Genomic DNA, 16,474 nt, shown 5'->3' on the forward strand with positions numbered 1-16,474 from the left:
CCACTTCCTGGGACACGATCTGGAGTTTTTCTACACTTGGCGAAGTTCGGCGCGCTCCGCAGCCTGCGTATATTGATAAACGAGTAGAAGAAGACAAAGATTCGAGAACACAATCGCGTACCCCTCATCTCGGGCACCTGACGCAATCGAGCCGTAGCTCCCCTCTCAGCGCCTTTGCGGATGCTCAATTCGGGTTGTCCAAAACCAAAAGGTGTAGCTTAGCCACCGAATTAGGGATGCGGCAGAAACTGCTTGTATCGGGACACCTTTACGTAGGCAGGTGCGGCATTGAATGAGCCGGAGGTCACTCATGTGGGAACCGGCCGGTATGGCGGAAGAGGCTATGCCCATGTGTTGGGTAGCTTGATCGGCCCGTATGACAGATTTCGAAAGATTAGTGTACGCTACTCATCTTTAGGTTAGCTGGCCATCTGCCATGGATTTGGTATCTAGATTTTCCTATCACTTTCTCCCTTCCATAACCAAACGAAGCGAACCGAGTATCTCGTCTTGCCCTGACGCTATGGATCGGCGTGTCTCGAGTCCATTCGTACATAAGGCACTTAGAGATTCATTGTAATTACTTCCCTTGGGGGAGCCGGCTATGGCGCTCAGACTAAGCATTCTCAAAGCTGACCACGGAGATTGTTTCCTTGTCTCACATAGAGAAGGAAATAAAAGCTATAACCTGCTTATAGATGGCGGAACGGCCAGCACATTTCGAAGGCAAACAGGTGCACCCGGCCCTCTAAAGCTAGCACTCGATTCCTTAAAGAGCGACGGACAACAAATTGACTTGGCTATACTAACCCATATAGATAGTGATCATATTGGAGGGTTGAAGCGAGGTTTCGAGACAAAAGGATATCTGAGCAGCATCACTAAAAAATTTTGGTACAACTCATCCAAACTGATTACAGACTACGTAGGGGTAGCAGAAATCCCAGAAAATTTTGTTTACCTCAGGGATATCTCGAACCCAGAAACAAGTTTTAGGCAAGCCCACAGCCTAGAAATATTATTAGATAAGATAGGCTGTTGGCATAAAGATTTGAAAATGGCCGGACAAAAAACTCAGGAAGGCCCGTTTAGTCTGACGATATTGTCTCCTCGAGAAGAGGACATTATCAAGCTAGCGCAAGCATGGCCTAAAGAGCTTATCAGCCCATTAACGGCCGGCCGGTCACGTGACTTTAGCCTTTCGTTTTCAGAATTGCTCAAAAACGACGTATTTGTAGGGGATCAGACTTTACCGAATCGAAGCTCTATCTCCTTTCTTCTCGAAACCGGTTGCGTAAAATGCCTATTTCTCGCGGACGCTCCGGATGACGTCGTTGTGCAAACTCTTAAAGAGCTCGGATACACGGCTAGCAATAGACTAAAAGTAGACTTAGTCAAGGTGTCACACCACGGCAGTCAGTTTAATACAAGCCCAGACTTTTTAAGTTTGATAGAGCCTACCAGCTTCTTATTTTCAACAAACGGCCGTAGCCATAACCACCCCGATAGAATAACGATAGCCAGAATATTGCACGAACACCCAAACGCAAAATTATATTTTAACTACGAAGAAACAATTAGACTCACCTTTAGCAACACGGAACTTACTCAACACTCACAGAAAATATCATCAATCCAATACCTGGATTTATGCACGTGACTATTATACAAGAAACTACAGCAATACAGCATGCTCAACGCTCCGCCGTCAAAGTAAATAACGGAAGCGGTGTGTTGGTAAGTGCGTTATCCGATAAAATCGCTTATGTTCTGACAGCACGTCATGTTGTCCCCCAAAAAAAGGCGACCGTGGAGGACTACGAGGGCAACCGACTTAAAGTAATTGACTGTATCAATTACCCTCGCCGCGGCGTTAATCGAGATATTGATTGTGCAATCGTAATAGTCGAAGCTTCCTCGGATCTAAACTACGCCCGCTTAGCATCATCCAAGATTGAGGACGGCTCCTCATGCTGGATGATAGGCTATCCGGAAAGCAGGCGTGAAAAACAAGATAACGCTAGTAGATTAAAGGTACAGGACGGAAATATAGCTTTCGCTGAGAGTCACACATTTGTAATGAACGCGACCAACAGCCCTTCGAAGACGTTTCTTAACGGGTTCTCAGGATCTGGCGTGTTCGTCCAGTCGGGAGGTATCTGCGAGCTTGTAGGGATAGAGACAAGGGTGGATGAGGACCCTATAGAATACGAAGAGCATTTAGGCCGCGTCAGATGCTATCGCAATAACCATTACGTAGAGCTGGCAGCTTTTTACAGTCTACCGAGATTAGCTCCAGATTACTTAACTTGCTTCTCTCGACTAAAAGATCTTATTTTTGAGCTAGACTTCGTGGATGAGGCAAATATCGAAGGGATACTGACTCTCCTTTTTGAAGCCGCAGATAAGTTGATAGCAAACGGACTGCCTAAACCCTTCGAACTAATTGAAAGCTATGGACAAAGCCTGCTCATACCCAACTCCGACCCCAATTATCTGGTGAATAAAAATCTGTGGGTTTCACTCCTAGAATTTTACATAATCTGCGGTTTAATTGATCATACACCTATGATCGACTCGAATTATCTTAAGACTCTAGAGAGAACAAGAAGATTTCTGTATGAAGGATCAGACACTGCTTGGCTAAAAAAACTCCAAGAGATACTTTATTTCGCCAAAGACAATCTAGATGCTAATAGCGTCATTGTAATCGGGTCGCCAGAAACCAATCCGCGGCTAACGCCTAACAATATCCAACTTGAATCAATTATAACAAATATTTCTAGCCCCGACATATTCTCATCGGAGATGAGAATCGACACAACAACTACTTCCCACCTTAGAAGCCTCGTCATACATCATTTAAAAGCTATCCACGGCGCCTGCATGCTTGACAATGAATTTGTCTACAAAGACAAGTCAAAGAGCGACTTATTGACATTATTTCGAGGACAATATGGCCAATTTATTAAGCGCTGATCTTGAGCTTAGTGTTTTACAGGAAGAGTTTCCAGACTTTCAATTTGCGGCATACACCTCATCTGACCATTCTCTCATTTGCTTCGCTTGCCATACGCCGACAGCTCAAGCGATTGTCGATAACTGGCGTCAAATGCAGAGCGTGATTGCAGGAATCTTCCAAACCACCAATCCCCGCGCAAAATGGAATTTTTATTTGGCTTTTTTCTGCCTAGAAAAAGTTCAAACTCGTCAGAACTACGAAATACAAAACGATAAATTCTGCTGTAGAAAAATGATATTTGACAGCTATAAATATTTCTTCGATAGAGAAAAAATCTTAGAAGATCTAAGTTGCGAACTTCTAGGAAAAAATTTAAAACTTGTAGAAAGAAGCACTCCGAAAGAATACACTTGCGAAATACTTACATTCATTCGCGATACACCAATAAGCCATAATTACAATGACAAAATAAGGCGCCAAGAAATAATAAAACAACTTATGGACCGGATAACCGAATGAAAATAAAAAAAGTATCAATTCAAGCTTTTAGGGCTTACAACGACATTAAAGATGGGACATTTGATTTTTCTCTAGAAGACGGCGAGCCTTCGAATTTTGTTGTCTTATATGCACCTAACGGGTTCGGCAAAAGCTCCTTCTATGATGCCGTAGAATGGGCATTCACTAAAAGCATCGCTCGTTATGTAAGAGCCACCAACCGAACAAACAATACACTGACTGCGGACAATAGTAAGACACCGAATACTCCACAATTTATTTTACGAAATCATGAGGCGCCCTCCACCGTCAAAACCTCTGTTCATGTCAGGACTACGCACGGAGACTTCAAGCGTAATTTGTCTGCTACCGCGGAGGGCACGAGAGATTTCTCATTCCAGGGTAAAGTCGCAAAAGGTAGGGAGGCTTTTAGAGACATCTTCTTATCTCAAGATGGCATTGATGCGTTTATAAGAGAAACCAAGCCTACTGAGCGTTACGAGCGTTTCATGGATAGTTTCTGCTCAGACGCCGAAAGCATCCGCAAGAAACTTTATGCACTGAAGGCAGAAAACAATCAAACAGTACTCGAACTCAAGGAGCGAATTGAGCGACTCACTATTGCTCTAAGCGAGCCCGTAGATCTTCAGCCATTCGAGCAATTCAATTTAACTGCAGAGTCTCTTGGGAACGTGGGTTCCAAACTAAAGCTACAAAAAGATAACTTTAGTTCAGCATCTGAAGCGAATTTGCGTTTCATAATCGCGGACACAAAGTCGACACTTCAAGGAAATATAGATAGTGAAAGCAAGACCCTTGAAATCCTGAACCAGCTTCATCAACTATCACTACCTGCTCAGCAAGCAGAGGAGCAAATTGCAAAAATAGCTCCGGAATTCACCAGATTATCATCCGCCGTTACCACCAGCCGAAAACATAAGGACATAAGTTCACAACTTGAAGCAGATAAAACCTCATTACAAAACAAAAAAAATGAATTAAACGAACTAACTCAAGTTCTGGAGAAATTGGAACACTATCATAAAACCAAGCGACTGATTTTGGACTATGAGACTGCACTGACCGATCTTAAGGTAAAAGTTACGAGTGAATCGGTAGTCCTAGATGCTTCACTGAAATCCGTTCAAAACCTCTCGGAAACTATCCTTAAAGCTGATCAGAGCTTAAATGGCTGGAAAGTATACGGGGAGGAAGTGCCTAGCAGCTTTATCGTCATTACTACGGAGTCGGAAAAGGTCAAACAAGTAGATTCGGAAATTGGACAGCTAGAGCCTCACCTTGCTGCACAGAACCTTGCCTGCTCGGTTTTGAAGGATAAGCAGGGGAAGCTTAATTCTTTGAGGCTTGATCGCCATAATGTTGTCTCCAGCGTTGCAGGGTTGATCACAATTGATGAAGATATCGTCCTTCGTATTGCTTTGGCCAACCGTACCATTGATTTACTCGACGCGAGTTTGCGCGATAACGCTATAGCTTCGGAGAAAGCTCAGGAACAATCCGGTATATTAGAACAATTAGTAGCGCTGGGGCATGCTTTTCTCACCGATCACAAAACATCCAATTGCCCATTGTGTAGTAAAGAACATCCCAGTCACGAAGAACTCTTAAATAAAATAGCAAACAACGAAGCTATTTCCTCCTTACAACGGCAACTTCAACAACAATCGACAGAATTTAGCGCTCAGCGAGACATGGCATTGGGCGAAGCTGGTGGATTAGTGAGTTTGGTTAAGTCGAAGATTGATTTTGAGTTATTTGAAACTCAACGATCTTTGGCAGAACATCAGGATTCAGCTGCAAGCATAAACGCTACCATTACTCAATTACGTTCAGATCAAGAAAATTCTCGACAACGCTTACTCTCTGCCCAAGACCACACGTTACATATGAGCAATGAGGCGCTGTCCGAACATATAAAATCCCAGATCAAGATATGGGAAGATTCGAAAGCACTTCATCAGCAAGGTCTACTTCAGCAGAAGGAAATTCACAATCGTTCGAGCGCACAAATACTTCAACTAAAAGAGCAAGAAGCCAATTTAATAACTAGTATCAATCAATTAAAAATCGACACCCTGTACTGTCAGGTACTCGCCTATATTGAGAAGCTTGACTGGTTGCAAAATGCAAACATTAATGAACTGTTTTCCCAACGCAACGAAGAACTTAGTACTTCGATAAATCAAATTATTGAACGCACAAATAAAGCCGCAACTGAAATTGCTACATTGCAGCAAACGATGCACCAACTCGGCACATGGCTTCAGGATGCATTAATAGAGCAAAACTATAGCGCTTTACATGCAGAGCGAACAGCTCTGCAGAATCTGGTACAAAATTTCAAAAACGCGTTTACCGTGGCACTTAATATCGAGAGCCCGAGCATTCTTGAAAACACACCAGGAATACTGTTAGAAAAAATAACAAACGCATCATCTAATCGTCAGCTTTTGGAAAGCAAACTGCGCACATGTGAAACGCTTCAGAGTCAACTAGGTGCCCTTATCCCTTACGTCGAGCGCGTAGCACTTGAGAAGGAACTAGCACCGCTTGAAACGCTACGATTGAAGCACGAACTAGTTCATCAGCAACTTGACTCGGAGATGCAAAATGTCATTCAACACCTTGAATCCAGAATATCTGAATTCTTCTATGATAAACTAATCAATGAAATATACAAAAAAATCGATCCGCACCCGACATTCAAAACAGTAGAATTCATTCCAACATTTGACCAAAATGAAAAACCAAGCCTCCACATATTAGTCGTAGATGAAAACAATAACCGCATCCCACCCACCTTGTATTTTAGCGCCGCGCAACTAAACATTTTGAGTCTGAGTATATTTTTGGCTAAAGCGCTGCATGCTAGCTACAACAACCTTGCACTAGATGCCGTTTTTATTGATGATCCTATTCATTCCATGGACTCAATAAATGTGCTATCGACCATTGACCTCCTTAGAAATATAAGCCAACAATTTAACAAACAGATTATAATATCTACCCATGACGAGAATTTTTTTAGACTATTGCAAAAAAAAATATCCCCCGGAATTTTTGGATCTAAATTTTTAAAGCTCGAATCATTTGGGGTTGTTACGACTGAAACAATAAGCTCCTAGCCTGACAACATAACCTATTGCCTGGACATACTCTTTTTACGAGTAGTTCAGGCGAATTCCTAAGCTGTTCATTTCGTTAACTCAGCGAGCTAAACTCTGGGGATAGTTTTAGAGGTAGTAAAAGTCAAAGCTGGATATTTTCACCTTAAGAATCAGTTTGGTAGAAGTTTATTCGACTCCTAGTGCCGACTACGCTCTCCGGCTTACCACTGGGCACGAGGACGTTGCCTTGTGTGGAACACCCCAAGGATTTGAAGACGATCACCGAGTACTCGATAGGGAATGAGGTAGGACCAATTGGGAACTGCCCATTCGCGCGTGTTCTTTACTCGACCTTCACGGCCCATGGCTGGGAATTGGGCCAACCGCTCCACGCTGGCAAAGATTGCATCGGAAAAGTCATCGGCAGCCTTGGGGTTTTCAAGGGCTATGTAACTGGCTTCGTCTTCCAGGTTTTTAAGGGCTTTTTCCAGCCACTCAACCCGCATCCCTGCTCCAGCGTCGAGAACGCATCGCGGCTACTTGATCATCGGAGGCGAACTTACCTTGATCGGCCTCCTTTACCGCCAGTTCGATCTGTGCAATCAACGCCTTCTCGTGCTCGATGTAGTCACGAAGAACGTCCATCGCTAAATAGCTCACGGTTTGGCCATTCGTCTTGGCCAGATCGGAGAGTGAGTTCGAAAGGTCTTCCGGCAGGTTCAGGGAAATCCCGGTCATGACAGCCTCGATAGTGAGCGTTTGTTGAGTATCTTACACCGGCAGGAGCCCGCTTAAATGAGCAGGTCGTCGCGAGATGCTTCGGGGCTTTGGAGCGAGCCTCGATCTGTCCGGCGTCATCTCATAACGCTGGCTGCTGGCTGCTGGCTGCGTAAATCTTGGATACATAATTTTAGATTCGCCAGCATCGCGCCACGATTGTCCCTACCCTGATCACTCGCTACTCTCGAACGGTCGCTGCAAATTCAGCGACCGGGCGTAGGAAACCCGAAATAATCAAGGCGCAGCAGATGCACCCCGCTTATTATCGCAGGCGCTTTTTTTTGCGCCTGCGATAATGCTTTATGGCGGCTGTGCGCGGGACACCTCCGGGTGTGCCGGGTGCCTTGATTCCCGGTTTTCCTACCCCGTGCATGGCCGCCACCCAATCCCGTAGGAAGGACGGTTGCGGCTCTCACAGTCAAGGAGCCAGACAATGTCAAATCCGCAAGATCTTAAAACCCCAGGCCTAACCCCCTTCTCCTTCCATTCCGACCGACCACTCTTTCGCGTCAACAGCGGCATCCCGATAAGCGAAGCCCTATCCCATGCCTCGGATTTGCTCCACGTTGCCAAGTTTTTGGCCGAGGACGCCGCGATGATTCGCAGCACGGATCGATATGCCTGGGCGTCGTGCTATTTGCAGGACATGAGCAAGGCCGTTATCGATGATGTAGTGAAGGTGCTGGAAGCGCCGGGGAGTTATTCCGCTTAGGAGCGAGGTAGTGCGACGCTGCTCGATGGGCGGGTAGCGTTGCGTCTAAAAGTTGAGCCCCTGAGGGTAAAGGAGGGCTGCTTCGCACCCCGGCGGGAGCAAGCTCCCTCGCCACGGGGGGTTGCGGTGCATTCAGTTAATTTTTCTTCCGCCCATATCGCACCAGCGTTCCCACTCCCCCGATGCCCCAGAGAGAGTGGTTTTGCCCGTGGAGTCTGCGGCCAATTGCCGGCCGATACGGGCTCACCGGTGCTGAAGAGCAGCCAATACATTTTTAGGATCGTTGTGGATAGCCCGCAATAATGCACGTGCTGGTCCTTCTGGCTCACGCCGACCTTGTTCCCAGTTTTGGAGGGTTCCCAGGGCTACATCTATCGCTTTCGCGAAGCGGGCTTGGGAAAGGCCGGTGGCTTGTCGAATCACTTTGACTTGCAAGGCGTCGACGTGGAATTCACGAGACGGTGGGCGCTCGCCACGCTCGATTTCGTCCATCTGGGTCATGCTTTCGACCAGACGGTTGAATAGATCTTTTTCCATCATTTCCACCCTCTGTTTAACTCGCTCAATATTTTCTTTTCACCGGCGGACAGATCATCCTTGATGCCTTTGCGATAAATCAGAATCAGGCGGATCTGGCAGGCCGCGCAAATGTGGTAGTAAATCACCCTAACTCCACCGCGCTTACCCTTCCCTTTCGCGGCCCACCGAATCTTCCTTAGCCCATTGGTCCCTTGGATTACGTCACCTGCCGTAAGGTGCTCGGCCAAGTACGCTTGAAATTCGCGGTAGGTCTCATCGCTCAGAAGCGCGTTCAGGTCTTCTGTGAAAATAGGGGACTCAATGAATATCATCCTGAAACATATCCGTCAATGGCGTATACCCTCGACCATAGCGGTCTCCCTTATGTTCACGCAACGCCGCCTCAGCCGTTTTGAGTTCTGATCGCCATCGACTACACGATCCGCTGAAAAAACTCACAGCTAATCTCCGGTGGTCCAGACGCGAGCGAAGAAGGGCGGCTTCGCACCCCAGCGGGAGCAAGCTCCCTCGCCACGGGGGGGTACGTATCGCTCATTTAATTTTCCTCCGCGCCGATACCCTCAAATAACAGCATCGCCGCCCTCAAGACGTCGCTGGCGCTCGTCTACACTTGCCCAGAAATCCCCGCTCCAGGAGCGTTAGCGATGAAGATCCGCACCAAGGTCATAGGTTCGGGGTTGGTCAGTCTTTCTTTTGCGTTGTTGCTCGGCGGTATCGGGCTGTGGGGTTATCACTCCATGACCGAGTCGCTGGCAGAGAACGAGACCAGTATTTCGGCCATGCGCAAGCACATGGAGGCGGACATGATGCACGACGCTATTCGCGCCGATGTGTTGGCCGCTTTGCTGGTGGCGCCTGGGGATACCCAGGGGGCCAAGGAGGTCCTGGAGGCGTTTGACGAGCATTCCCAGCGGATGCGCAAGGTGATTGCCGAGAATGGCGAGGCGAATTTGCCGGAGCCTATCGCCAAGGCCATTGCCGAGCTGAAACCACAAGCCGATACCTACCTTGATAAAGCCAAGCAGGTGATCGGCAAGGTGCTGGGTGGTGCCCAGGACATGCAAGCGTTGCGCACGGAATTCAACGCGGCGTTTTCGGCGCTGGAGGAGCGCAACGAGGCGGTGAGTGAACTCATTGAAAACCAGGCCCAGACCTCGCGCAGTCATCAGGATGACAGCATCCAGTCGTCGGGGCGCTGGTTGATCGTGACCTTGCTGGCTACGTGCGTGGCGCTGGCGTTGTTGTCGTGGAGTCTGCTCAAAGCGGTCCTGACACCGCTGAACAAGATCATCCTCAATACCCAGGCGATTTCCCAAGGGGATTTGCAGCGGTCCATGGGGGCTCAAAGCAAGGACGAGCTGGGCCAGCTGCAAGGCGTGATCGAGCAGATGCAAACCAACTTGCGGCAGATGATCGCCACGATCCGCAGCCAGAGCGACGAACTGCACGGCACTTCCCGGACCTTGGGCGATACGGCGCGGCAGATTGTTTCCAGCGCCGACCAGCAGGCGCAGAGCGCGACCAGCATGGCGGCGAGCATGGAGCAGATGATGGCGAACATCAGCCAGATCCACCAGCATGCCGACAGCGCGCGGACGATCTCGGCCCAGTCAGAACAATTGGCGAGCAGCGGCGGGCAGGTGATTCTGGGGGTGGTGGAAGGCATGAGCCGGATCGCCGAGGTGGTGAACCAGTCGTCCAGCAAGATCACAGCGTTGGACGCATCGTCCGAAGACATTCATTCCATCATCCAGGTGATCAAGAGCATCGCCGAGCAGACCAACTTGCTGGCGCTCAACGCCGCCATCGAGGCGGCTCGCGCTGGCGAGGCCGGTCGCGGCTTTGCGGTGGTGGCCGATGAGGTGCGCAACCTGGCGGCTCGCACCACCCAATCCACCCAGGAAATCACCGCGATGATCGAGCGCATCCAGTCGAGCGCCCGGGATGCGGTGGCGAACATGCAGGCGTGCGTCAGTCGCGTGGACGAGGGTGTGAACCTGGCCCAACAGGCAGGGGTGTCCATCAGCGAAATCCGCAGCGGCGCCCGGCATGCGGCGGAAGTAGTGGAGGAAATTTCCCAGACCATTGCCGAGCAATCGAAGGCCAGTGACGAACTGGCTCAGCGGGTGGAGTCCATTGCCGAACAATCCCGGGAAAATACCCGCTCGATTCACAACTTGACGCAAACGGCGGATCAATTGAACAACGCAGCGGGCTCGATGCAGTCTTCGGTGCAGCAGTTCAAGATCTGATCAGCAGAGCCGCCTTGTACTTTCGTGGCGAGGGAACTTGCTCCCGCGGGGCTGCGTAGCTGCTCCTCCCAGCAACATCGCGGATTATTGAAAATTATGGCTGAGCAATAATTATTGCCCAGCCATAATTCTCAATAAAAACCCGGTCTCACACCTGACTCACCTCAAACACAAACGAAATCTCGCGCTTCTGCGCGCTCCAGACATACCGAATGTGCTTGCCCTGTAGCGGAATCGACACGGCCGGCGGGCGAAATGCGGCGACGCATTCGTGGCCGGGCAGGCGCACGCTGTTGTAGAGCAGCCCCCAGGACAGACTCTCGCGCAGCTCCCGGGCGAACACTTGGGACGGCCCGTAGGCGGTAGGGTCCGGGTTGTGGAGGTGTGGGTAGTCATGGCGGATGTCATGTAGCGGTTTGACGACCTTGTTGACGTAGGTGCGCATGGTCAACTCCAGGTCCGGCTCGTTGGTAGCGCCAAGGAATCGCGCCTGGTGGAAGCAGGTCTCGGCGATCGCAGCTTCCTGGCTGCTGGCGGCGTAGTAGACGCCGAAAGTGCCGTCGCTGAAGCGGCTGCTCTTGCCAATGTGAGTGAAGGCCGCCATCACCGGGGAGGAGCCCGGCCCCGAAACACGGTCTTCGGGACGTACCCGGGACAGCACGCCGGCTTCTTCCACCAACCGGTCATTGGTCAGTGCCTCCAGGGCATAGGCGGTGGGCAGGTCCTCAGGATCAAGTACGTCTTCGAACAGCGTGATCGGCGGGAAGCAGCTGTTGACGATCCGATAGGCGCGCTTCCATTGCGGGTCCACCAGCGGTGGCGTCATCAGCCGCGTACTCCGTCGAGGTAACGCCGCACGTCGGCGATGTCCACCACCCGCCCGGCCAGCATGTAGGCCAGTGCCGACTGCCCATTGAACGGCGCCGCACTGTTGGGACTGCTGACCCACTGGTAGGCACGGTCACGGCTGTTGCTGAAGATGATGCTCAGCGCCTTATGGATGCCCATGAGGTAGGAAATGCGCTCCAGGGTGTCATGGGGCAACCGGACGTTGGGTAGCTGCTTGTACTTGTAGAACGTCGTGTTCCCGACCTTGCCCAGCAGCGTGCGCTGCTGCTCGACGCTGCAACCCCACAGTTCCATCAGATTGAAGAAAAACTTCAACGCGACTCGACCCGCGTCCGGGGAGTCCAATTGTTGCTGGGCGCTGAGGGTGATGGAGGAAGTCGCCATGGGGGTTGGCTCCTGGGTCGCTTGTGGTGGGTAGAGCATAGTACAGATAAGTACAATTACTCATATTTAATTCGTATATGAAATAATCGAGGTGCCGCCTTGCGCGTTATCTGAACAATTCCGCATGGCTGCCGAGGTCTACAAATGTCACCAGGCCTGGGCTCGAATGCGCATAGATCAATAGAAAGTCGCCGCCAATATGACACTCTCGAAACCCACCCCAGCGACCAGTCCAGGCGTGATCCAAATACTCAGCGGGTAGCGGCTCGCCTAAAACAGTAAAACCATTACCTGACGGACCTCGTTCATATGCCGCCGCCCAGCTCGCTTGTAACGCTCCCAGGACTTTTTGAATTCAGATGTATAAGCGCATTGCTTGGGTAGTTCAGCGCGTTTTTTCTTTTCTGTCGGTTTCGCCATCAGCCTTTCTCAGCATGTCGTCTATCGAGTCGAACCGTTGGCGAATGTCTCGCGCCTCTATCATGGCGCGGGCAGTTTTGTCCGAGGGCACTCGCACTTCGAATGGAAGTCCTTGCGTCTCGACCACCTGCCGCAAGAACAGACGCATAGCATCGCTAACGCTCAATCCACAGGCGTTCAAAACCTCAGTGGCCCGGGCTTTCAAGTCCTCGTCAATGCGGCAACGCACATCCGTGGTTTTCAGTAATGCACCCATGGGTAAACCTCATCGTTATTTTGTAGCTACATTGGCGCTACCTCGAAACCATTGTGGTGTGGCTTGTCGCAGGGGGTCAACAGCAAGGGGATCAATGGCCCGCATGACTCAGAACAACCGACGGATCTGCAGGCTCACTTGTCGCTGCATTTCATCCGGATTTTCCAAGGCTGGATATCGGAGCAATCAACCCGATCGATGGGAGCGCTCCTAAACGAATGCAGGACGTTTCGTCGCGCCAACGGCACACGGCCGTATTTATTGACTCCGATCACCATCAGCCGGGCAAAATGACGAAATCCTGCGTAAGCTTCTAGCCATTGCCTGGCATAGGCGCCCCTTACAAACCGCGACAACCGAGGCAAGGTGCATGATGATAGCCAGCAGGCACTGCCTGCCCCGGGCCGGGTGCACAACAATAGCGAGCCCACTTGAGCAGAGGGCATTACCTCATGGATAGCAGAACCCTACGCAACCTGATGCGCATCGTGCAGACCGGCTCGTTGTCGGCGGCGGCCGAGCATTCGTGCCTCACGGTGCAGGCCTTGGCGGCGCAGTTGAACAAAGTCGAGGAGCAATTTGGTTTCCGGTTGTTCCGGCGCTCGAACAAGGGCCTGACACTGACAAGCCAGGGCTCGGAACTGACCCCTTTCATGGATCAGGTGCTGGTGGCCACGCGGCAGTTGGAAGAGAAAGTCGCGGCGCTGAAAAAGCCGAGGCAGCGCACGCTGAAAGTGGCGTTGAACACCACGCTGCCGGCGGAATTCAACCGACGGATGATCGATCGATTGATCGCCGTGTTCCCCCAGTACCAGCTGGAGTTCAGTTACGCCGAGTCGATGGAGAACCTGAGCAAGCTCAAGAACGAAGATTTTGACCTGGCGATCCTGATCGGCGCCCAGCAGAACAGTTTCTCCGGCATCGCCATGCCCGATGTACACGTCCGGGTGGTGGGGGCCCATTGCGGCGACGAGGACGATTCCCTCGACTTGCTCGGCGACAAGTTTCAGGTACGTCCTGCGCAAGAATGTCCTTATTCCCACAGCTTCCTGCGCTTTCTCGATGCGGGCCTGGGCGATTACGGGACAGGCCAGCGAATGGTGTATTCCTGCAGCGAAACGCTGACGTTGTCCTTGATCTCTCAGCTTGATGGCCTGGGACTGGTTTCCCGCGAAGCGGCGCTGCGCAATGGCCTGGCGATTTTCCCGGACTTCGAGGATTTCCTCGAGGTCCGCCTGGCGGTGAACAATCCCGAGTTGTCCGGCCAGGCGCTGCACGACGTGGTCGACCTGACGCTACAGGAACGAACCGAGCGCGATGTACGCCGCCGTGCCCACCGCCACGCTGAGAAACAGGTTACGGCTGAAGTACGCACATAACAGCGTCGGAATCGCGGCATAGAATTCCGGGCGGTCGAGCTGTATCTGCTGATCCTTGACCAGTAATGGGGTGAGGCTGATGGCGGCGACGATCGCCACCGGCAGGTACTCCAGGGCACGGGCGACGAAGGGCGGCCAATGCTCGGTATTGACCTGCAACGGCAGTGCGCGGGGCAGGAAGGTCACGGCCATCATCAGCGCCACGACCAGGATCAGGAACGTTTGGTCAGGCATACGCCCACCCCGCAGCCAACGAACGTGGCAATGAAGACGTTGAACGGCGAGCTGCCCAGCAGGCTCAGCACGCCCATGCAGGCAACGGCGGCCAGGGCGGCGATCAGCTTGTTTCGGGTGTTGCACAGCGAAACCAGCACGTAGAGCATCATCGCGGTCAGGGCATAGTCGAGCTGATACTTGATCAGGTGCGCCGCGTATTGCGCGCACACCGCGCCTAACAAGCCGCCCAGTACCCAGGACGTATGGCAAAACAGGTTGAAGCCGATCAGGTAGCGCACGCTCACCGGCGCGCCGCTGCCGAGCTTGACGCTATGAAAGGCGAACGACTCGTCCGTCAGCCCCGCCGCGTAGCACCAGCGTTCGAAGCGGCTCAGCCCCAGCGCACGCAGGGCCTTGGCCATGTAGACCGACATCAGCATGTGCCGCGCATTGATCAGGAAGGTAGTGAGCACGATGGTGGTCAGCGACGCGCCGCTGGTAATCAACGCCAGCGCCGCAAATTGTGAAGCGCCGGCGTAGACGAACAGGCACATCGCCACCGGCAACCACAGCGGCAACCCGGCGTTGACCGCCATCAGACCGAACACAAACGAAACCGTAAAATAACCCGCCACCACCGGACTGGCTTCAGCAAAGGTACGCGAGGCGTGTGGTTCGACCACCAGCGGCTGGCTGGAAGTCTTGTTCATAAATCCCTCTCGAAGGTGATTTCACCCCGGGGCTCGCAGAAGCCCTGAGCAGTCCAGAAACGCTTGCCCGCCAGATTGGCATCGTCGACGAACAGGAACATGCGCAGCACGCCGACCCGTTTCATATCGGCCGATGCCGCTTCCACCAGGCGCTGCCCCAACCCTTTGGTGCGATGCCCAGGGCTGACCGCCAAATGATTGATGGTGCCACGGGTGCCAAGCATGCCGCCGATCACCGCGCCCACCACGTCGCCGGCCGCATCAACGGCCAGGTACGCCGTGGTGGTGTCCTGCAGCAATACACCACGCAAGAATCGGGCATCCTGCCATTCACAGAACGACACTTCGTCAAATCCGCGAAAGAACCGCTCCAGTCGTTCGGCATCCCTGACCAGGGCCCGGCGCAACAGAACCTGCTGCGTCGGGTCGTCCATGGGTTCAAGCCATTCAGCGAACAATGTCGAAAGCGGTCCCGGGCCGCGAGAAGGAAATCGCCAGGATTTGCCTGAAGGCCATTTCGTGACTGTGAACGTTACGGGCCGGGGTAACGTAATGGCGCATGTCCCGGTCAAGGAAGAACGTGGTGTCGAGGATGTCCTCGTAGGTAATCGCCGCCAATTGCTCTTCCTGGGCGGTGTACAAGCGGCTTTCCGCACCTGCCACATTATGACGGCCCCAGAAGTGCACGCCGCTGAACGGATAGCCGTCGCAGTGAATCCCTTCAGGGGTGATCTCCAGCTGCTTGCCCGGTTTGATCTCGATGCGGATCTGATGGATCTGGCATTGCCAGATTTCATCGTGCAGTTCCTGGGGCAGGACGTGCTTGTACACCTCGAAGTCCGTGTCGATCAGGCTGCGCATCACCGGCGAGTTGATGACCTCGTTGGAGAAGTCCTGGAAGTGCCGCTCCAATCCGCCGACGTAGCTGTTGTTGGCCTTGGACTGGACATAAGCACGGTGCTCGAGCTGCTTGAGCTCGCGGGTGGCGGGGTTGTATTCAAAGTCACTGTAGCGGCGAAAACGCATGCCTGACTCGGCCTGGCCGTAGTAACTGTCGGGCTCCATGTACTCCCAGCTTTTGGTCAGCCGGACAAAATCGCCGAAATGACCGTAGAGGTTGAAGTCACCACCGCGAACGTTGACGTATTTGTCACGTCTTAGCGCTTCGCCCACTTCCCTGTTCAGAACGATCATTTTTCTTAGGTCTCCGCTGCATTGAGCGGCCTAATCTAGTAGGTGCAGGAATTACGTCCATGAGAAATATTTTGAGGCATTTAAAGCCGTGCTTGAAGTGAGGCCTGAAGTGAAACCGGCAGGATTTTTTCACGGGAGAACAGTCGCTTTCAGACGTGTTTGCGGCGTAAAAACATCGAGTAGGAGGCGGCCTC

18 protein-coding genes and 1 pseudogene are annotated in these 16,474 nt (G+C 51.9%); 7 read left to right on the forward strand and 12 right to left on the reverse strand.

The annotated features are described in order from the left end of the window. Positions 1 to 604 precede the first annotated feature (604 nt). Genes J7E36_RS24330 through J7E36_RS24345 form a run of 4 tightly spaced genes read left to right on the forward strand, consistent with a single transcriptional unit; the run spans position 605 to position 6,606 of the window. On the forward strand, positions 605 to 1,660 hold the full coding sequence (locus J7E36_RS24330) for a ComEC/Rec2 family competence protein (RefSeq protein ID WP_215008754.1): 1,056 nt from the start codon (positions 605 to 607) through the stop codon (positions 1,658 to 1,660). Continuing rightward, the gene (locus J7E36_RS24335) at positions 1,657 to 2,979 is read left to right on the forward strand and encodes an ABC-three component system protein (RefSeq protein WP_215008756.1); all 1,323 of its coding nucleotides are present in this window, start codon (positions 1,657 to 1,659) and stop codon (positions 2,977 to 2,979) included. The genes J7E36_RS24330 and J7E36_RS24335 overlap by 4 nt, the downstream gene beginning before the upstream one ends. Further along, complete coding sequence (locus J7E36_RS24340; RefSeq protein WP_215008758.1) at positions 2,957 to 3,481, forward strand: ABC-three component system middle component 1; 525 nt, start codon at positions 2,957 to 2,959, stop codon at positions 3,479 to 3,481. The genes J7E36_RS24335 and J7E36_RS24340 overlap by 23 nt, the downstream gene beginning before the upstream one ends. Beyond that, entirely contained in the window at positions 3,478 to 6,606 is a 3,129-nt protein-coding gene (locus J7E36_RS24345) for an AAA family ATPase (protein WP_215008775.1), read from the forward strand. Before J7E36_RS24340 ends, J7E36_RS24345 begins: the two co-directional genes overlap by 4 nt. 203 nt (positions 6,607 to 6,809) lie before the next feature. On the opposite strand, the gene J7E36_RS24350 is transcribed toward J7E36_RS24345, so the two are convergent. Beyond that, a complete protein-coding gene (locus J7E36_RS24350) occupies positions 6,810 to 7,094 on the reverse strand; it encodes a type II toxin-antitoxin system RelE/ParE family toxin (RefSeq protein WP_215008783.1) in 285 nt (94 codons plus the stop codon). Next, complete coding sequence (locus J7E36_RS24355) at positions 7,084 to 7,326, reverse strand: CopG family ribbon-helix-helix protein (RefSeq protein ID WP_215008785.1); 243 nt, start codon at positions 7,324 to 7,326, stop codon at positions 7,084 to 7,086. Before J7E36_RS24355 ends, J7E36_RS24350 begins: the two co-directional genes overlap by 11 nt. A gap of 475 nt (positions 7,327 to 7,801) precedes the next feature. On the opposite strand from J7E36_RS24355, the gene J7E36_RS24360 reads away from it, so the two are divergent. Beyond that, entirely contained in the window at positions 7,802 to 8,080 is a 279-nt protein-coding gene (locus J7E36_RS24360) for a DUF3077 domain-containing protein (RefSeq protein WP_215008786.1), read from the forward strand. A gap of 243 nt (positions 8,081 to 8,323) precedes the next feature. On the opposite strand, the gene J7E36_RS24365 is transcribed toward J7E36_RS24360, so the two are convergent. Beyond that, entirely contained in the window at positions 8,324 to 8,617 is a 294-nt protein-coding gene (locus tag J7E36_RS24365) for a helix-turn-helix domain-containing protein (protein ID WP_215008801.1), read from the reverse strand. Then, positions 8,617 to 8,931: a hypothetical protein gene (locus J7E36_RS25350; RefSeq protein ID WP_231286542.1), complete on the reverse strand. Its 315-nt coding sequence runs from the start codon at positions 8,929 to 8,931 to the stop codon at positions 8,617 to 8,619. The genes J7E36_RS24365 and J7E36_RS25350 overlap by 1 nt, the downstream gene beginning before the upstream one ends. A 333-nt stretch (positions 8,932 to 9,264) precedes the next feature. On the opposite strand from J7E36_RS25350, the gene J7E36_RS24370 reads away from it, so the two are divergent. After that, entirely contained in the window at positions 9,265 to 10,872 is a 1,608-nt protein-coding gene (locus J7E36_RS24370) for a methyl-accepting chemotaxis protein (RefSeq protein ID WP_215008787.1), read from the forward strand. A gap of 148 nt (positions 10,873 to 11,020) precedes the next feature. Here the strand turns inward: J7E36_RS24370 and J7E36_RS24375 are convergent, their stop codons facing one another. The 4 genes and pseudogenes from J7E36_RS24375 to J7E36_RS24390 all read right to left on the reverse strand — a co-directional run bounded on the left by J7E36_RS24375 (position 11,021) and on the right by J7E36_RS24390 (position 12,781). After that, complete coding sequence (locus tag J7E36_RS24375; RefSeq protein WP_215008788.1) at positions 11,021 to 11,698, reverse strand: RES family NAD+ phosphorylase; 678 nt, start codon at positions 11,696 to 11,698, stop codon at positions 11,021 to 11,023. Then, positions 11,698 to 12,105 (reverse strand): MbcA/ParS/Xre antitoxin family protein, encoded by a 408-nt coding sequence (locus J7E36_RS24380; protein WP_215008789.1) that lies wholly within the window; start codon positions 12,103 to 12,105, stop codon positions 11,698 to 11,700. The genes J7E36_RS24375 and J7E36_RS24380 overlap by 1 nt, the downstream gene beginning before the upstream one ends. A 106-nt stretch (positions 12,106 to 12,211) precedes the next feature. Continuing rightward, positions 12,212 to 12,414 (reverse strand): annotated as a pseudogene (locus J7E36_RS24385) (type II toxin-antitoxin system YafQ family toxin). Positions 12,415 to 12,490: 76 nt separating this feature from the next. Next, positions 12,491 to 12,781 carry a type II toxin-antitoxin system RelB/DinJ family antitoxin gene (locus J7E36_RS24390; protein WP_215008790.1) on the reverse strand — a complete coding sequence of 97 codons (291 nt, stop codon included), beginning with the start codon at positions 12,779 to 12,781 and terminating at the stop codon, positions 12,491 to 12,493. Positions 12,782 to 13,233: 452 nt separating this feature from the next. On the opposite strand from J7E36_RS24390, the gene J7E36_RS24395 reads away from it, so the two are divergent. After that, positions 13,234 to 14,160 (forward strand): LysR family transcriptional regulator, encoded by a 927-nt coding sequence (locus tag J7E36_RS24395; RefSeq protein ID WP_215008791.1) that lies wholly within the window; start codon positions 13,234 to 13,236, stop codon positions 14,158 to 14,160. Here the strand turns inward: J7E36_RS24395 and J7E36_RS24400 are convergent. From J7E36_RS24400 to J7E36_RS24415, 4 genes are read right to left on the reverse strand one after another with little or no spacing between them, the layout of a single operon-like run. Beyond that, the gene (locus J7E36_RS24400; RefSeq protein WP_215008793.1) at positions 14,077 to 14,394 is read right to left on the reverse strand and encodes an AzlD domain-containing protein; all 318 of its coding nucleotides are present in this window, start codon (positions 14,392 to 14,394) and stop codon (positions 14,077 to 14,079) included. The genes J7E36_RS24395 and J7E36_RS24400 overlap by 84 nt on opposite strands. Beyond that, positions 14,373 to 15,086 (reverse strand): AzlC family ABC transporter permease, encoded by a 714-nt coding sequence (locus J7E36_RS24405; protein ID WP_215008795.1) that lies wholly within the window; start codon positions 15,084 to 15,086, stop codon positions 14,373 to 14,375. Before J7E36_RS24405 ends, J7E36_RS24400 begins: the two co-directional genes overlap by 22 nt. After that, positions 15,083 to 15,520, reverse strand: a complete 438-nt coding sequence (locus J7E36_RS24410; RefSeq protein ID WP_215008797.1) for a GNAT family N-acetyltransferase — start codon at positions 15,518 to 15,520, stop codon at positions 15,083 to 15,085. Before J7E36_RS24410 ends, J7E36_RS24405 begins: the two co-directional genes overlap by 4 nt. 13 nt (positions 15,521 to 15,533) lie before the next feature. After that, the gene (locus tag J7E36_RS24415; RefSeq protein ID WP_215008799.1) at positions 15,534 to 16,280 is read right to left on the reverse strand and encodes a 2OG-Fe dioxygenase family protein; all 747 of its coding nucleotides are present in this window, start codon (positions 16,278 to 16,280) and stop codon (positions 15,534 to 15,536) included. Positions 16,281 to 16,474: the final 194 nt, after the last annotated feature.

Source organism: Pseudomonas fluorescens, assembly GCF_018614775.1.
GTDB lineage: Bacteria > Pseudomonadota > Gammaproteobacteria > Pseudomonadales > Pseudomonadaceae > Aquipseudomonas > Aquipseudomonas fluorescens_BY.

What these genes read in the sequence shown, in the direction of transcription:
- J7E36_RS24340 (WP_215008758.1), top strand. Translation starts at nt 2,957, where the DNA reads ATGGCCAATTTATTAAGCGCTGATCTTGAGCTTAGTGTTTTACAGGAA.
- J7E36_RS24375 (WP_215008788.1), bottom strand. Translation starts at nt 11,698, where the DNA reads ATGACGCCACCGCTGGTGGACCCGCAATGGAAGCGCGCCTATCGGATC.
- J7E36_RS24415 (WP_215008799.1), bottom strand. Translation starts at nt 16,280, where the DNA reads ATGATCGTTCTGAACAGGGAAGTGGGCGAAGCGCTAAGACGTGACAAA.
- J7E36_RS24405 (WP_215008795.1), bottom strand. Translation starts at nt 15,086, where the DNA reads ATGAACAAGACTTCCAGCCAGCCGCTGGTGGTCGAACCACACGCCTCG.
- J7E36_RS24370 (WP_215008787.1), top strand. Translation starts at nt 9,265, where the DNA reads ATGAAGATCCGCACCAAGGTCATAGGTTCGGGGTTGGTCAGTCTTTCT.
- J7E36_RS24345 (WP_215008775.1), top strand. Translation starts at nt 3,478, where the DNA reads ATGAAAATAAAAAAAGTATCAATTCAAGCTTTTAGGGCTTACAACGAC.
- J7E36_RS24410 (WP_215008797.1), bottom strand. Translation starts at nt 15,520, where the DNA reads ATGGACGACCCGACGCAGCAGGTTCTGTTGCGCCGGGCCCTGGTCAGG.
- J7E36_RS24365 (WP_215008801.1), bottom strand. Translation starts at nt 8,617, where the DNA reads ATGGAAAAAGATCTATTCAACCGTCTGGTCGAAAGCATGACCCAGATG.
- J7E36_RS24350 (WP_215008783.1), bottom strand. Translation starts at nt 7,094, where the DNA reads ATGCGGGTTGAGTGGCTGGAAAAAGCCCTTAAAAACCTGGAAGACGAA.
- J7E36_RS25350 (WP_231286542.1), bottom strand. Translation starts at nt 8,931, where the DNA reads ATGATATTCATTGAGTCCCCTATTTTCACAGAAGACCTGAACGCGCTT.
- J7E36_RS24360 (WP_215008786.1), top strand. Translation starts at nt 7,802, where the DNA reads ATGTCAAATCCGCAAGATCTTAAAACCCCAGGCCTAACCCCCTTCTCC.
- J7E36_RS24395 (WP_215008791.1), top strand. Translation starts at nt 13,234, where the DNA reads ATGGATAGCAGAACCCTACGCAACCTGATGCGCATCGTGCAGACCGGC.
- J7E36_RS24380 (WP_215008789.1), bottom strand. Translation starts at nt 12,105, where the DNA reads ATGGCGACTTCCTCCATCACCCTCAGCGCCCAGCAACAATTGGACTCC.
- J7E36_RS24355 (WP_215008785.1), bottom strand. Translation starts at nt 7,326, where the DNA reads ATGACCGGGATTTCCCTGAACCTGCCGGAAGACCTTTCGAACTCACTC.
- J7E36_RS24330 (WP_215008754.1), top strand. Translation starts at nt 605, where the DNA reads ATGGCGCTCAGACTAAGCATTCTCAAAGCTGACCACGGAGATTGTTTC.
- J7E36_RS24400 (WP_215008793.1), bottom strand. Translation starts at nt 14,394, where the DNA reads ATGCCTGACCAAACGTTCCTGATCCTGGTCGTGGCGCTGATGATGGCC.
- J7E36_RS24390 (WP_215008790.1), bottom strand. Translation starts at nt 12,781, where the DNA reads ATGGGTGCATTACTGAAAACCACGGATGTGCGTTGCCGCATTGACGAG.